Annotated in this window: 13 protein-coding genes; 10 read left to right on the top strand and 3 right to left on the bottom strand. The window is 67.8% G+C overall.

The features are described 5' to 3' along the window. The first annotated feature begins 19 nt into the window (after positions 1 to 19). On the top strand, positions 20 to 445 hold the full coding sequence (locus tag VFV19_00820; GenBank protein HEX4822832.1) for a hypothetical protein: 426 nt from the start codon (positions 20 to 22) through the stop codon (positions 443 to 445). Here VFV19_00820 and VFV19_00815 read toward each other — a convergent pair. After that, positions 384 to 1,226: an NAD+ synthase gene (locus VFV19_00815; GenBank protein HEX4822831.1), complete on the bottom strand. Its 843-nt coding sequence runs from the start codon at positions 1,224 to 1,226 to the stop codon at positions 384 to 386. The genes VFV19_00820 and VFV19_00815 overlap by 62 nt on opposite strands. After that, positions 1,223 to 2,107: a nitrilase-related carbon-nitrogen hydrolase gene (locus VFV19_00810; protein ID HEX4822830.1), complete on the bottom strand. Its 885-nt coding sequence runs from the start codon at positions 2,105 to 2,107 to the stop codon at positions 1,223 to 1,225. Before VFV19_00810 ends, VFV19_00815 begins: the two co-directional genes overlap by 4 nt. 281 nt (positions 2,108 to 2,388) lie before the next feature. Between VFV19_00810 and VFV19_00805 the strand changes: the two genes are divergently transcribed. Next, positions 2,389 to 3,582 carry a sigma-70 family RNA polymerase sigma factor gene (locus VFV19_00805; protein HEX4822829.1) on the top strand — a complete coding sequence of 398 codons (1,194 nt, stop codon included), beginning with the start codon at positions 2,389 to 2,391 and terminating at the stop codon, positions 3,580 to 3,582. 70 nt (positions 3,583 to 3,652) lie between these two features. Here the strand turns inward: VFV19_00805 and VFV19_00800 are convergent, their stop codons facing one another. Continuing rightward, entirely contained in the window at positions 3,653 to 4,189 is a 537-nt protein-coding gene (locus tag VFV19_00800) for a hypothetical protein (protein HEX4822828.1), read from the bottom strand. Positions 4,190 to 4,494: 305 nt separating this feature from the next. On the opposite strand from VFV19_00800, the gene VFV19_00795 reads away from it, so the two are divergent. From VFV19_00795 to VFV19_00760, 8 genes are all read left to right on the top strand, one after another. After that, positions 4,495 to 4,731: a hypothetical protein gene (locus tag VFV19_00795; GenBank protein ID HEX4822827.1), complete on the top strand. Its 237-nt coding sequence runs from the start codon at positions 4,495 to 4,497 to the stop codon at positions 4,729 to 4,731. Positions 4,732 to 4,740: 9 nt separating this feature from the next. Further along, positions 4,741 to 5,721: a GNAT family N-acetyltransferase gene (locus tag VFV19_00790; GenBank protein ID HEX4822826.1), complete on the top strand. Its 981-nt coding sequence runs from the start codon at positions 4,741 to 4,743 to the stop codon at positions 5,719 to 5,721. 23 nt (positions 5,722 to 5,744) lie between these two features. After that, positions 5,745 to 8,342, top strand: a complete 2,598-nt coding sequence (lptD, locus tag VFV19_00785) for an LPS assembly protein LptD (GenBank protein ID HEX4822825.1) — start codon at positions 5,745 to 5,747, stop codon at positions 8,340 to 8,342. Beyond that, a complete protein-coding gene (locus VFV19_00780) occupies positions 8,339 to 9,202 on the top strand; it encodes an NAD(P)-dependent oxidoreductase (GenBank protein HEX4822824.1) in 864 nt (287 codons plus the stop codon). Before lptD ends, VFV19_00780 begins: the two co-directional genes overlap by 4 nt. Beyond that, positions 9,199 to 10,227 (top strand): NAD-dependent epimerase/dehydratase family protein, encoded by a 1,029-nt coding sequence (locus tag VFV19_00775; protein HEX4822823.1) that lies wholly within the window; start codon positions 9,199 to 9,201, stop codon positions 10,225 to 10,227. Before VFV19_00780 ends, VFV19_00775 begins: the two co-directional genes overlap by 4 nt. Then, entirely contained in the window at positions 10,224 to 11,621 is a 1,398-nt protein-coding gene (locus tag VFV19_00770) for a DUF92 domain-containing protein (GenBank protein HEX4822822.1), read from the top strand. Before VFV19_00775 ends, VFV19_00770 begins: the two co-directional genes overlap by 4 nt. A 68-nt stretch (positions 11,622 to 11,689) precedes the next feature. Further along, on the top strand, positions 11,690 to 12,682 hold the full coding sequence (locus VFV19_00765; GenBank protein HEX4822821.1) for an integron integrase: 993 nt from the start codon (positions 11,690 to 11,692) through the stop codon (positions 12,680 to 12,682). A 719-nt stretch (positions 12,683 to 13,401) separates the two neighbouring features. Next, positions 13,402 to 13,812 (top strand): lysozyme inhibitor LprI family protein, encoded by a 411-nt coding sequence (locus VFV19_00760; GenBank protein ID HEX4822820.1) that lies wholly within the window; start codon positions 13,402 to 13,404, stop codon positions 13,810 to 13,812. Positions 13,813 to 15,215 lie beyond the last annotated feature (1,403 nt).

Genomic DNA, 15,215 nt, shown 5'->3' with positions numbered 1-15,215 from the left:
AGGGTATCTTGTTTCGCCCATGGGCCGCTTTTTCGGAAGCATCCTCCTCGTGGCGGCAGCCGCCGCCGCGCCGTCGCCCTCGCCGGCGCCGGTCCACTCGGACGCCAAGGGGCTCGAGCGAGGGGTCTTGGACGCGACGAAGGGGCTCATGTTCGGCGACTTCACGGCCGCGCGCGCCGCGCTCGACAAGGTCGAGGCCGGCTGCCGGCACCTCGGCTACGACGAGCCCAACGCGTGGCCGCACGCGATGGTCGACGAGGACGTCGCGATGCACGCGGCCCTCAGCCACGCGCGTGAGTTCGCGTCGCGCAAGGACTGGGAGAACGCCTCGAACTCGCTCATCTGGATCGAGCGCTGCTGCAAGGACTGCCACGCCCTCAGGGCTACGAGCGCCAATCCCGCGGATACCGGAAATCCCACCCTAAAGACCTCACCGAGACCTTAGCAATCACCGGCATCCGGCGCTTGTACTGCGAGCCGACGAGGAGCCGCTGGATGCGCTCGACCGTGTCCTTGCGATAACCGCGCCGGACGATCGCCGCCGGCGACAACCGCGCCTCGACGAGGAGCGCCAGGATCCCGTCGGCCTCGCGGTAGCTGAATCCGAGATCGCGCTCGTCGGTCTGCTTCGGCCACAGGTCGGCCGACGGCGCCTTGCTCACGATCGCCTTCGGCACGCCGACCGCCCGCGCGAGCGAGCGGACCTGCGTCTTGTAGAGATCGCCGAGCGGGTTGAGCGCCGAGGCGAGATCGCCGTGCAGGGTGCCGTAGCCGAGCATGAGCTCGGTCTTGTTGCTCGTCCCCAGGACGAGGGCGTCGTGCTCGACCGAGCGGTCGTAGAGCACGGTCATCCGCGCACGCGCCATGACGTTGCCGAGCCGGTGGCGGCCGACGTCCCCGGCCGATGCGAGGAAGCCGTCGATCATCGGGCTGATGTCGAACCGCTCGGCGAGGATCCCGAGCGCTCCGACGACCGCCTCCGCGTCGGCGATCGACGCGGCGCTGCTCGCGCGATGGGGGAGGAGGACGGCGAACACGCCGCCGCGGCCCAGGGCGCCCGCCGCGAGATACGCGGCGAGGGCGGAGTCGATCCCGCCGGAGAGCCCGAGGACGACGCGCCGCTTGCCGGTGCGCTCGACCTCCGCCCGGATGAACCCCTCGAGAATCCGGACGGTCGCCTCGGGGTCGAGCGAGAGGTCGGGCTCGTCCGGCGTCCGGCGGCTCACCGGCGCCCGGTCTTCCGGGCCGGCGGCAGCAGGAACTTCTTCTCCCTCAGGCGCAGCGTCTCGCGATGGACCAGCTCGATCTTCTCGTCGCGGAGGAGCGGGTAGACGGTGCGCGCGCGCCGCAGGGCCTCGGCGTCGAGCTCGGCGACGGTGAGCCCCGGCGTGAGCCCGGCAAGCCCGGCGACCTCGCGGCCGAACGGGTCGATCGCGACCGAGCCGCCGCCGAAGTTGAGGCCGTCCTCGAACCCGACACGGTTCACGTAGACGACGTACGAGGTCTGGAACTGGGCCGTCGCCCGCAGGAGGTCGTGCCAGACCTCGACGCTCGTGATCCCGCGCTTCGGCTTCGTGCCGCGTGTCGGACCGCTCGAGAGGACGAAGAGGATCTCGGCGCCGTCTTGCGCGAGGATCCACGACGAGGTCGGGTGCCACGCGTCCTCGCAGATGAGGATGCCGGAGGTCCCATGGGAGGTCGGGAAGGCACGGACGACCTCGCCGGCGGCGAAGTCGCGCCCCTCGTCGAACATCCCGTAGGTCGGGAGGTAGACCTTCCGGTGCACGTGAACGACGCGGCCCTTGGAGAGATAGGCCGCGGCATTGTGGAAGGTGTGGCCGGCGGCCTCCTCGACGAAGCCGGCGATGACGTCGATCCCGCGCGACGCGCGCACGAGCCGTCGAAACGCGGGGGACTTCAGCGTGAGGGCGACGTCCTGCACCTGGTCGCGCAGGAGGTAGCCGGTCATGGAGAGCTCGGGGAAGACGACGACGGCGGCCTTCTCGCGGCGCGCCTTGGCGATCGTCTCCTCGTGGGTGTCGAGGTTGGGGGCGATCTGGCCGAGTTTGGGGGCGATCTGGGCGAGCGCGACACGAACGGTCTGCATCGGATCCGGCCCCTCGATGAACCCGAGACGGTAGCACACGGACGAAGCGGCTGACCACGCCACAACGGCGCAGACGCCGGCCTCGAGCGTCAACTCGGCCAGATCGACCGGGCAAACCGGCGCGGCGGCGAGAAAGCCGACTTGCCGTAACGCTTTCGAAATCCCATAAAAAGCGCGTCGCCCCGGAGTTTGAATGAAGGACCGTTCATCCCGGCTCAGCGACCCAAAACTGGCGCGGTTCTTTCATAAGGGGAAACCGGGTATCGACTCAGGAGGCTCCCATGGCCCGCAAAGCGACGATGATCGACGAGACGCTCGAATTCGACCCCGCAGTCCGCACCGAGGCCGACGAGGCGCGCGCCGAGATCGCGGAAGCGCAGAGGGCCGCCCGCCGGAAGGGTAAGGACAAGAACGCGCCGGTCACCACGACCGACCGGCCGACGGCGGCGATCCTCCCGATCTACCTCCGCGAGATGGGCGCGACCCCCCTCATCGACGAGACGAAGGAGGTCGAGCTGGCGCGTGAGCTTCAGGAAGCGCGCGAGTCCCTCGCCAAGATCGCGCTCAGGCTTCCGGCCTACGCGAAGGAGTACGTCCTCGAGGGCGACTTCGAAGGGCCGAAGCGCGGCCGCGAGTGGCCGCTCGACGACATGCTCACCTTCTACGGGAAGCTCGCTGCCTTCGCGCGGGAGCATCACGACGCCAAGGCGACCGCCGCCTTCAAGTCGGCGCGCGACCACAAGAAGCACGTCGATCATGCGCGCGACGCGTTGATCCTCGCGAACCTTCGCCTCGTGGTCCACATCGCGAAGAAGTACCTGAACCACGGGATCTCCTTCATGGACCTGATCCAGGAAGGCAACATCGGTCTCATGAAGGCGGTCGAGAAGTTCGAGTACGAGCGCGGCAACAAGTTCTCGACGTACGCCTACTGGTGGATCAAGCAGGCGATCGAGCGCGCGATCGCGGACAAGGCGCGGATCATCCGCATCCCGGTCCACGTCAACGAGAAGATCAAGAAGATCGCCCGCGTCGCCCGCGAGCTCGGCGAGACGCTCGGCCGGAAGCCGACGCCGCAAGAGATCGCGAAGAAGCTCCGGATGCCGGTCGTCAAGGTCGAGGAGATCCTCGGCGTCGTGCAGGAGCCTCAGGCTCTCGAGGACCTCTCGGCGGACGACGACGCGCCGGGCTTGCTCCGGTTCGTCGCCGATCCGAACGCGATCTCGCCGCTCGAGCGCACGGTCGACCGTGAGCTCCGCGAGAAGATCGAGTCCACGCTCCGCGTGCTCAACTCCCGCGAGGAGGAGATCATCCGCCTCCGCTTCGGGATCGGCCGCGACATGCCGTACACGCTCGAGGAGATCGGCCGCGTCATGGGCCTCTCGCGCGAGCGCGTCCGTCAGATCGAGGCGACGGCGCTCAAGAAGATCCAGTCGGCGCAGGAGTGCCGCGATCTTCGCGAGTTCCTTGCGTGAGAAGTTAACAGTCGACAGTTGACAGTCGACAGACGGGGACCGCGAAAGCGGTCCCCGTTTTCTTTTCGAGCTAGCGCGTCCGCGGCGCGACCATCGGCCGGTTGTTCACGATCGGCCGGTTCGGGTGGTACGTCGCGTGCGACTGCAGCGTCGGGTAGAGACCACCCGGCGGGAGCGCACGCGGAAGCTGGCGATTCCCGAACGGGAGCTGCGGATTGTTCGGGCGGTAGTAGCGGCCGGACGGGTGGAAGTAGTTGTTGTAGTAGCCCGGGTAGTAGCCGGGGTAATAGGCGCCGTAGTAGCCGGAGGTCGAACCGCCGGTCGGCTCTTGCGGCGAAGTCCCGGCCATCGCCTGGCGCTGCATCTCGTATTCACGCTCCGCATCGAGGCGGGTGTACTGGTTGTCGATGAATTGCTGGATCGCGAGCCAGTCCTCGGGCTTGCTCTTGTCCACCGGGACCGACGGCCCTTTCGGAGGGGGACCGAACATCTTGTTCAGGTCCTCGTTCGTGTAGAGCGGGACGCCGTCGTTCATCGTGACGGCGAGGGCGGGCAAGGCCAGCACGAGAGCCGTGAAGGCGACCGTGATGAGCCTTATTTTTCTCATATTTCGAGAGTACGGCGAGGGAGGACCGGATGCCAGCACCCAAATGCCTGTGGAAAACTCTTTTTGATGCGGCATCGTGCGGCTTGACCCGCTGACAAGAGGTCCGTTTGGCCGCTAAGTGATGCGTTCACTTCACTTGAGCCGGGTGCGGAGTTTTCCCCTCCGGTTTGGGTCAAAGCACGCAGCGCGAGCGTCCCGCGGGTTGCTCCACAACTTTTCCACAGGCGCCACCGACCGCTGCGGGCGCTCCGCATACCCCTAGCAAAGTTGTGGAGATCGGCACCGGTCTTCGGTAGATTTCTTCCATGACGATCTTCACCCTTCGACAGGCGTACCACGATTCGCTGTCGAACATGCGAGGCTGGCTGCTCGACGGGACCGTGTCCGGGCGCCTCACCGTCCTCGACCGTCTGTCCATCATCGACGCGTGGCAACAGGAGATGGTCGAGTACTTCACGAAGAACGGGTACTGCTTCGCTTGCAACAAGCGCCTCGAGCGATGCGCCTGCCCGCACGACGCGCCGGACGCTCCTAGCCTCTAGACTGAGCCCGTGCCTCACGCCGTCATTCCGAGCCGCGAGCAGGTGCGCGCGGTCCTGAAAGAGTCCCACGCCCTGTGGGGCGCGGGGTTGTCGCTCGCCGCCTACGTCGACATGTGGGAGGAGCTCGCCGAATCGTCGTGGGCGCGCTCGTGCTACGCGTGGCGCGCGTGGGTCGACGGCGACGGCCGCGTGCTCTCGAGTCTCAAGCTGTACCGGCCGCAGCTCCGCCTCGGGGAGTCGGTCTTCCGCTCGCGCGCGATCGGGGCCGTCTTCACCCCGCGCCTGCTGCGCGGGCGCGGCTACGCGGCGGACCTCATCCGCGCCGTTCTCGCCGAGGAGCCGGGCGCGGACGCGGAGCCGGCGTTCCTCTTCACCGACATCGGCGTCGGCTACTACGCCGGCTTCGGCTTCGCGGCGCTCCCGTGCGAGGACGCCGTCGGCACGCTGGCGGCGCCTCCGGCGCAGCCGAAGCATCGGGTGCGCCTCCGCACGATGACGCAGGCCGATCTCGACCGCGTCGGCGAGGCCCACGCGCGGTTCTGTGACGGCCGTCCGATCGCGATCATCCGCGATCGCGCGCACTGGGAGTTCCTGCTCCTCCGCGCGGAGGCGTTCTTCCGCCGCGTCGACGGGTCGGGGCTCGAGCGGCGCTTCATGATCGCGGAGGAGGGCGGCGCCCCGGCCGGCTACCTCGTCGCCGTCCTGGGCCCCGGCGAGTGGAACCTGCGCGAGGCCGCCGCGTTCGACGGCAGCGACGCGACCCTCGCGCGGATCCTCGCCGCGGGTGCCGAAGACGCCTACCTCACGGGGGCGCGGACGGTGTGGGGGTGGATCCCGCGCTCGTGGTGGCCGCTCGTGCCGAGCTGGCGCCTGCGCCTGCAGCCGCGCCTGCGCGCGATCCCGATGATTCGCCCGCCCGAGAGCTTAACGATGCCCGACGCGCTCGACACCGCCGAGGGTGCGTTCATCTCGTACCTGGATCAGTTCTGATCTAAGATCGCTGCGGCCCGCCTATGCCGCCGCGCCTTCACGCCCTCATCGTGCTCTTCGTTCTCCTCGGCGCGACGGAAGCCGCGCTCGCGGCGAAGACCCCGAAGCCCGCGCGCCCGGCGCCCGCCGACTCGATGAAGGGGACCGCCGACAAGACGCAGGCGGTCGGCCTCCCGTCCGGCGTCAGCCTCTCCGCCCTGACGATCCGCCAGGACGCGAAGGACGGGACCATCGTCGCGGAAGGGGAGGTGACGATCGAGTCGGGCGGCGGACGCATCCAGGCCGACCGCGTCACCTTCCGCGAGCGTCACATCGTCGAGGCGGAGGGGAACGTCCTCATCGTCTGGGACGGGAACCGCATCTCGGGCACGCGGATGGTCTACGACATGGGGATCAAGGACGATCCCGATCCCCAGAAGCGCATCACGAGGGGGGTCATCGAGAACGCCATCGGCCAGGTCGACCCCGAGTTCTACTTCGAGGCGCGCCAGGTCGACACGATCGGCGAGGACCACGTCGTCCTCCACCACGCCCAGGTGACGACCTGCACCCAGCCGGTCCCGTACTGGTCGTTCCACGTGACGAAGGCGAAGATCAAGATCAACGGCTACGCCCATCTCTTCAACCTTCGCCCCGCGGTCGGCAAGGTGCCGTTCTTCTACCTGCCGTGGCTGATGTGGCCGGTGAAGCGCGACCGCGCCCCGGGCCTCCTCTTTCCCGAGTTCGGCACCGCGACGACCCGCGGCCGTCTCCTCTCGATCCCGGTGTTCGTTCCCTTGGGTCCGAGCGCCGACGTCACCTTCGACCCGCAGTGGTACTCGATCGGCGGGCTGGGCCTGGGCGCGAAGCTGCGCGTCGTCCCGAACCGCGACGGCTACATGGAGGCGACGGTCAACTACGTCTGGGACCGCGTGAGCGGCGAGGAGAACGTGAACAGCGCGGGTGTCCCCGACCCGGTACCCTTCATCGGCCGCTACCGGGCGCTCTTCAAGCAGACCCAGACGTTCCTGAACGGCTTCCGCATGGTCTCCGACATCGACGTCGTCAGCGACTTCAACTACTACACCGACTTCGTGCGCAACCTGACCTACTCGTCGACGCCGACGATCCTCGGCCGCGTCAGCTTCACGAAGAGCGGCAAGTGGACCTCGCTCCTCATCCAGGAGCAGTACCGCGAGCAGCTCTTCCCCCCCACGACGTTCGTGGATGCGTCGGGCAACCTCGTGACCCAGCAGTCGACGCTCACCCAGTCGACCCTCCCCGAGATCCAGTGGCGCGGCCGCAGCACGCGTCTCGGCAAGTCGCCGTTCTTCCTGAGCTTCGTCAGCTCGTTCGACAACATCCGCCAGAAGGGGGCGCGCCTCGAGACCGACTACATGCGCGGCGACGTCAGCCCGACGATCTCGCTACCGTGGTCGCCGACCCCGTGGCTCGACGTCACGCCGGCGGTCACCTACCGCTCGACCTACTGGACGAAGCAGCAGGACCAGGGGCCGGCCGATCCGACCACCGGGGTCCTTCCCAACCCGACGATCCTCTCGCAAGGGCTCTGGCGGAACCTGTTCGGCGCGTCGCTCGACATCCGCGGCCCGAAGCTCTACAAGATCTTCGAGAAGGACGGGAAGCCCGACAAGGACGGGAACAAGACGAAGAAGAAGCTCAAGAACACGATCGAGCCGCGCCTGCTCTACACGTACCAGCAATCGTTCGACAAGACCTCCGACGTCATCGTCTACGACGACGTCGACGCATTCGGCATCACCGCGAACTCCCTCTCGTACGGCCTCACCTCGCGCTTCATCGCACAGCGGCCGCGCGCCGGTCCCGAGGCGCCGGGCCTCACCGGCGAGAAGATCCTCGCCCCGGAAGGGGAGTCGGGAAAGCTCCGCGAGGTCGCCGAGGCGACGCCGCCCGAGCAGCCGGCGGAGGCGGTGGCGCCCGGGACGACCCCGGCCGAGGGTCAGCCGCCCGCGCCGCTCGAGCCGGTCGAGATCGCGAGCCTCGACCTGCTGCAGACCTACTCGCTGAACTCGAACGGCTCGACGATCGACCGGAACGGCGACGGCAAGATCGACGACATGTCGAAGTTCTCGGCGGTGACGCTGACCGGGCGCTACAACCCGAAGACCTACGCCAACTTCAGCCTGTCGACGCGCTACGACGTCCTCTTCGAGAACGTCAGCGAGATCGCCGTCTCCGGCAACTTCCGCGAGCGGCTCGCGCGCGGCCTCTTCTCGGCGGTCTACCACCCCGGGCTCGGGCTGCAGCCCACATCGATTCGCGACCCGAACTGCACGAACATCGATCCGACGACGTGCCCGTATGTGACGATCTACGTCCCGAAGAAGGACGCGACTCAGCTCCGCTTCCAGGGCGACTTCGGCCCGCTCCTCGAGCGGATCCGCCTCGGCATGGACGCGACCTACAACGTCACGCCGCAGCCGGGCGAGAAGAAGCTTCCTTATCAGCGCTGGCGCATGGAGTACTACACGCAGTGCTGCGGCTTCCTCGCCGAGTACCTCCAGTACAACTACACGACCGCGCCCCGCAAGGAGTTCCGCTTCGCCGTCGACCTGCGTGGGATCGGCAAGCTGTTCGACTTCAACCAGGCGAATCAGTGAAGCGCCCCCTCCTCGTCCTCGGCGCGACCGGACGCCTCGGCCGCGCGGTCACCGCGGAGCTGGACCGGCGCGGGATCGCCCACGACGCGCCGTCGCACGTCGCGCTCGACCTGTTCGATCACTACTCGATCTGGCAGTGGCGCTTCTCCATGAAGATCTCCGGCGTGATCAATGTCGCGGGGTTCACCGACGTCGACGCCGCCGAGCGCCCCGAGCACCGCGTCCGAGCCCAGCGCCTGAACGCCGAGACACCGCACGCGATCGCCGAGTACTGCGCGGCGGTCGAGATCCCGCTCGTCCACATCTCGACCGACTACGTCTTCGACGGCGAGCAGGACGCGCCGTACCGCGAGGAAGACGCGGTGAACCCGCTCCAGTTCTACGGCGTGTCGAAGCTCGACGGCGAGCGCGGCGTCACGGCGGCGAACCCCAAGGCGCTCATCGTCCGCGTGTCGACGCTGTACGGCCTCCCCGAGCGCCCGGCGTACGTCGACAAGATCCTCGCCGCCGCGCGCGCGAAGGGCGAGGGCGCCCTCGAGGTCGTCGAGCTTCCCGTGTCGTCGCCGACGTACGCCGTCGACCTCGCGCCGGTCCTGCTCGATCTCATGGACAAGGGTGTCTCCGGCATCGTGCACGCCGTGAACGACGGCGGCGTGAGCCGCCTCGACCTGGCGCGCGCGGTGGTCGAGGTGGCCGGCCTCGGCGAGAAGGTCGAGCTGCGCACGCGCCCGCCGCGCGACGGTGACCTCCGCCGCCCCGCGTACTCCGTCCTCGGCACGGACAAGCTGCATTCTCTTCTTGGGCACCGGCTCCCGCCGTGGAAGGATGCACTGGTGAGATACCTCGGGAGTCTTCGTTGAAGCTCCTCATCACCGGCGTCACCGGGTTCCTCGGCGGATGCGTCGCGCAGCGGCTCGCGAGCGCGGGGCACGACGTGCGCGGCCTCGTGCGCGAGGGTAGCGCGTGGGCCGACAAGCCACGGGCCGCGACGGTCGCCACCGGCGACGTCACCGACCCGGCGTCCCTGCGCCGCGCGATGGAGGATCGCGCCGCGATCGTCCACTGCGCCGCGATGGTGAAGCCGTGGGCGAAGGACCGGTCGGTCTTCGACAGGGTCAACGTCGGCGGCCTCGAGAACGTGCTCGCGATCGCCGAGGAGGCGTCCGCACGCGTCGTCTATACATCTTCCTTCATTGCGCTCGGCCCCACCGACGGCACGACATTCGACGAGGAGACGCCGCGCGCGACCGACTTCGCCCACAACGACTACGAGCGCACGAAGTGGGCCGCCGACACGCTCGCCCGCAAGGCGGCGGCGAACGGCGCGCGCCTCGTCCGTCTCTACCCAGGCGTCACCTACGGCCCCGGTACGTTGACTGCCGGCAACCATGTCGTAGAGAACCTGCTCCTCCACGCACGCGGGAAGCTCCCCGGCATGCTCGGGGCGGGGGACCGCCGCATGTCGCTCGCCTTCGTCGACGACGTCACGAACGGCTTCCTCGCCGCGCTCGAGCGCGCGAAGGATGGCAGCGCCTACATCCTCGGCGGCGACAACCGCACGCTCGTCGATCTCTTCGCCGCGTTCGAGAAGGAGACCGGCATCGCCCCGCCGAAGCTGAAGATCCCGTACGCCGTCGCCGGCATGATCGGCAAGCTCCAGCGCTGGCGCGCCGAGCTGCTCGGCACACCGCCCGAGCTGACCGACGAGATCGTCCGCATCTATGCAAGGGAGTGGGCGTACGCGAGCGACCGCGCCCGCCGCGACCTCGGCTACACGATCACCCCGCTCGAGGAGGGGATCGCCAAGACCGTCGCGTGGCTCCGCGGCCGCGGCCTGCTGCCCCCCGCCGCGACCGGCACGCGCGCGCCGCAGGCAGCTCCTTGAACAGCGTCCGCGGCGAGCTGCTCAGGAAGAGCGTTCACGTCGGCATGGGCGGCTTCGCTCTCGCACTGCGCTGGCTTGCGCCGTGGCAGGCGATGATCTGCGCGGGCGTCGCGCTGCTCTTCAACCTCGCGGTGCTCCACCGGCTCACGCGCAAGAGTCTTCTCCGAGAGAGCGAGCGCGACGCCGGCTTCTCGCTCGGCATCGTCCTGTATCCAGCGGCCGTGCTCGCGCTCCTCGTCGTGTTCCGGAACCGCCTCGAGCTGGCCGCCGCGACGTGGGGTCTCATCGCCTTCGGCGACGGCATGGCGAGCGTCGTCGGCGTCACCGCGCGCGGCCCCAAGCTTCCGTGGAACCCGGGCAAGACGTGGTCCGGCTTCCTCGCCTTCGTCGGCTGGGGCACCGCCGCCGCGGCATTCCTGATCCGCTGGGTGCAGATCGGCGCGCTCGAAGCGCCCGTCACGTGGATCGGCCCGTCGTTCCTCGAGGTCGGCGCGCACGGCCCGTTCTTCTCGTCGAACGTCCTCCTCGGCGGCTGCTTCGCGGCGACGCTGCTGGCGGCGTTCGCCGAGTCGCTCCCCACCGGCATCGACGACAACATCCTCGTCCCGCTCGTCGGCGGCGCGGCGCTCTACACGGCGACCGTCGTCGATCCCGAGCTGCTCCTCGCCGCGTGGCCGTCGATCGCGCAGCAAGCCTTGATCGGCGGCGCGATCAACCTCGCGCTCGCCGTCGGCGCCTTCGCCGCGCGCGGCGTCGGACTGTCCGGCGCGATCTCCGGCTGGTGCCTCGGCACGGCCCTCTACGCCTTCGGCGGATGGCGGGCGTTCCTCCTGCTCTTCGTCTTCTTCGTCCTCGGCACCGCCTGCACGAAGATCGGCTACGCGAAGAAGGCGGCGCTCGGTATCGCGCAGGAGCGCGGCGGCCGCCGCGGCGCCAAGAACGCGTTCGCCAACACGACCGCCGGCGTCGTCTTCGCCTTCCTGGCCGTCGCGACGCCGTGGCCCGCGCTCTTCACCGTCGCCCTGTGCGCCGCCTTCGCGACCGCCGCCGCCGACACCGTCTCGAGCGAGATCGGCCAGGCGTTCGGCCGCACGACCTACCTGATCACCAGCTTCAAACGCGTGCCGCCCGGCACCGACGGGGCCGTCTCGCTCGAAGGCACCCTGGCCGGCATCGCGGCCTCGGCCGTCGTCGCCGCCGCCGCCCTCGCCACCGGCCTCCTCGCCCCGACCGGCGCCGCGATCGTCGTCGCCGCCGCCTTCATCGGCACCACGCTGGAGAGTTACCTCGGCGCAACCCTCGAACGCGTCAAAGCCGTGGACAACGAGGTCGTCAACTTCGCCAATACGTTGGCGGGCGGCCTCGCGGCGATGGGGATCTGGGCGTTGATGTAGGTCGGGCCTCACGACGTCGCGGCTCCCCGCACATCCGGCCGAGCATCGGCCGCCCAAGGGAGGAGCCCGTGTCAGGACTCGTCGAGCCGCGCCGTCCCAGACTGCTCGAACAGGTGCGGGAGGCCGTGCGCGCACGCCACTTCAGCCGCCGCACCGAGCGCGCCTACGTCGGATGGATCAAGCGTTTCATCATCGCGAGCGGAAAGCGCCACCCGATCGAGCTCGGCCCGGGCGAAGTCACTCAATTCTTGACGTCGCTCGCCGTCGACCGGCACGTCGCGCCGTCGACGCAGAACCAAGCACTCGCCGCGATCCTCTTCCTCTATCGCGAAGTGCTCGAGATGGATCTCCCATGGCTCTCGGACATCGTGCGCGCGAAGCGCCCGCTCCATCTTCCCGTCGTCTTGTCACGCGACGAAGTTCGCGAGGTCCTCGAGAAGATGTCCGGCCCCACCGCGCTCATGGCCGGCATGCTCTACGGCTCCGGCATGCGTCTCCTCGAATGCTGCCGCCTCCGCATCCAGGACGTCGACTTCGCGCGTCACGAGATCATGGTCCGCCGAGGCAAAGGCGGCCGCGACCGCCGCACGATGCTTCCGGCGCGACTCGAATCTCGGCTCAAGGAGCAAGTCGCAGCGGCATTCGAGCAGCACCAGGCCGACCTTCACTCCGGTGCCGGCCACGTCGAGCTGCCGACCGCTCTCGTCCGCAAGTACCCGAACGCTAGCCGCCAGTGGAGCTGGCAATGGGTCTTTCCCGCGACGCGTCACTACACCGATGCCGAGACGGGTCACGTGCGACGGCACCACCTCCACGAATCGGTTCTCCAGAAGGCATTTCACGACGCCTGCCGCCTCGCCCGGATCGCCAAGCACGCGACGCCCCACACCCTCCGGCACTCTTTCGCGACGCATCTCCTGGAAGACGGGCACGACATCCGAACGGTCCAAGAACTGCTCGGTCACCGCGAGGTCGCGACGACGATGATCTATACGCACGTACTCCAGCGTCCCGGAGGGCTCGGCATCCGAAGTCCCTTTGACCGCATCGCTGACCGCTAACCATGCTACCGAGACCGCATTTCGCGGTATAACAAAGACATCGACCATCGCGCCGGCTCCGAAGCGCCGACAGGAGAGCACGATGCAGACGACTCAAAGAATTTGCGACCGCGATATCGCTGCGCGATATCGCGGTGCGAACAGATACCGAGACCTGTCCATTTCTTGTTGGACAGACGACCAGAACTTGAAGGGTTAACTACACACAACAGGCTCCCGGACGAATCGCTCACACTGGGCCTTCGGTTCAGTCCAACTTCGGTCTTCCTGGCCCCCGCATCGCGGGTCTCGCGCTGGCATCCGGCTCTCAACGCACCGGGTTTGGCGGTCGCTGCCGCGGCCGAACCACGCTCGCTCAGGAGAGGGTGCCACTCGGCAGCCGGGCCAGCATCGCCGCACTTGAAGGGTCGCCGGCAAGTGGCCCAGCTATCGCCTGGCTTCGTGCACGTACCTCCCGGCGCGGTGCCGTCGCAATGCCCAACTCCTTTGCTCCGCTGGTTGCCACGCGAGACGGCGTAAACTTACGGGCAGTCAACCACGTCGCGCGGTCACCGCAGGTGGGCACGCGGCTCGGAAGTGAACGTGAAGGGCTTGCTGTCCAACAGTGCGCTCAACCCGCCGCGCACTCTCGCGTCACGGCGCTTGCAAAAAGCGGCAAGCGCACGTGCCGCTCGGCGCGCGCGCGGGTTAGCGCTACGTTGGGCCGTCATGAGAACTGCATGAAGAGAATCTTGGGACGTCTGGTTGTAACGGCGGCAGTTCTCGGCGCCGCATCCGTGCGCGACGTACCGTACTCACTGACGCAAGTCGGCCTGCATGAGGCAGCTGACAAAGATCTCAAGGCCGCGGAGGCCCAGCTCACGTCGCTCCTGAAAGCTCTTGAGGCGAAAGGGTCGGGGAAGGCCGATTCACTTACGAAGCTGCGGTCCGCTCAGGACGCATGGGTCAAGTACCGGGACGCGCAACTTCTGGCTGAATGGCCGCATCCCGACCGAGGCGAGTACGGGAGTGTCTATCCAATGTGTTTCCTCACTGAACGCACAAGGCTGACGAAAGCTCGTATCGTCGAAGTACGCTCCATGCTGAGTCCCAAAGAGGGCGAAGCGTGTGCCTCCCAATGGCCCGACTGAACTAGCCATGCGGCCCAACAACGCGGTCAACGCGCCGCACTCCGTCGTCACGGCGCGTGCATACTGCGGCACGCGCCGCGCCGTCGGGCGCGCGCGTTACCGCGAACGTTGGACAGACGACCAGAACTGGAAGGGTTAACTACACACAACAGGCTCCCGGAAGAATCGCTCACACTGCGCCTTCGGTTTGGCTCAGCTCTGGTCTTCTTGGCCCCCGCATCGCAGGTCTCGCGCCGGCCTCCAGCTTTCAACGCGCCGGGTCTTCTGGTCGCTGCCGCGGCCGAACCACGCTCGCCCAGGAGAGGGTGCCACTCGGCAGCCGGGCCAGCATCGCCGCACTTGAAGGGTCGCGGGCAGGTGGCCCAGCTATCGCCTGGCTTCGTGCACGTACCTCCCGGCGCGGTGCCGTCGCAATGCCCAACTCCTTTGCTCCGCTGGTTGCCACGGAAAGCGGCGTACACTTTCCCGCAGTCAACCACGTCGCGCGGTCACCGCAGGTGGGCACGCGGCTCGGAAGTGAACGTGAGGGGCTTGCTGTCCAACAGTGCGCTCAACCCGCCGCGCACTCTCGCGTCACGGCGCTTGCAAAGAGCGGCAAGCGCCCGTGCCGCTCGGCGCGCGCGCGGGTTAGCGCTACGTTCGACTGCTCGATAAGACCATGAAAAGGGGAATGCCGATCACACTGCTCCTCGTGGCTGGCATAGGATGCCCATCTCGGGTCCACGAACTTGTTCCACCCGCGGATCAGGCTCCAAGCGCAATCCTCCAGCACGAACCCATCGCTGCTCTCTTGCAAGCGCCTTTCACCGATGATCTCTGGTCGCACAAAAGTGCCGCACCAGATGGGAGCTACGAGATCGACCTGTTCGAGGAGCGGTCCTGGTTCCTCCATGAGCAAACGGGCTTCTGTGGGGTAGAGGTCCGCAATCGATCGACTGGAGAATCGCGACCCTTGTTCTCGCTATGGGAAGTTCATGTTGGGTCGGGCCCCTCGATCAACGTCGCATGGTCCAGCGATTCGTCAGCAGCGCGCATTGCGGGGTCGACATTGGGATTCGCACGAGGCCATCGGGCTACGGAGCAGGGCTTCGACTTGCTCTACGTCGTTCGAAACAAGCGCCTGTACGATCTCCGCAGGATCCAACGGTCGAGCCGCGGTGGCTCGCAGTCGAACTACGCGGTGAACGCGGCGCACTCCGCCGTCACGGCGCGTGCATACTGCGGTACGCGCCTCGCCGTCGGGCGCGCGCGTTACCGCTAGCGTTAAGCTGCATGAAAAAGCACGAAGACAGGAAGAAAGAACAGCGTCCGATTTCGGATGAGGAAGCGACCGTCGTGAGGTGGCTTCTGGAGAATGCTCCGACAGCGCAGCCTCTACGGGTGGCAACACCCGACGTTTCCTC

The organism is Candidatus Polarisedimenticolaceae bacterium (assembly GCA_036275915.1).
Taxonomy (GTDB): domain Bacteria; phylum Acidobacteriota; class Polarisedimenticolia; order Polarisedimenticolales; family DASRJG01; genus DASRJG01.
The sequence above is the reverse complement of the archived record's forward strand: the minus strand, read 5'-3'. Positions and strand labels throughout refer to the sequence as shown.